1 protein-coding gene is annotated in these 366 nt (G+C 32.5%); it reads right to left on the bottom strand.

Features of this window, described 5'->3' with window-relative positions; translation table 11 throughout:
* On the bottom strand, nt 1-351 hold a 351-nt coding region (locus GQ596_RS11310; RefSeq protein ID WP_370516500.1), incomplete at its 3' end, for a T6SS immunity protein Tli4 family protein.
* Between the last annotated feature and the right edge of the window lie 15 nt (nt 352-366).

Raw genomic sequence — 366 nt, 5'->3', positions numbered from 1 at the left:
CGTTTTATAAGTTGGATCTGTTACATGAATGCCTAAAGTAAAAATATAAGCTAACCCGTCAGTATTAAATTCCAAATTGTCTTCAGAAGATTTATTTTTAACCACCCACTCTTCTAATTTTAAGTTATTACTCTCACGCGTACCTTTATAAATGGTATAACCATCTCCTTGTGTAAAATAAGCTTCTGGCATATTAAGTAATGCATAATCGCTTGCAAAATCATTAAACTCAAAATAGAAAGAAAAATCTTCAATACTATCATGCCAATAACCATAATTCATATCTTTCCATTCGCGATCTTCTCCTTGCATAAAACTGTTAAACATGCAAAAACCAGGGGTGGTTGGGATAGTTAAATCATCGCG

Origin of the sequence: Gilliamella sp. Pra-s60 (assembly GCF_009795755.1) — a bacterium.
Classification (GTDB): Bacteria; Pseudomonadota; Gammaproteobacteria; order Enterobacterales; family Orbaceae; genus Gilliamella.
Note: the sequence above shows the minus strand (reverse complement) of the source record. Positions and strands in the feature narration are given on the sequence as shown.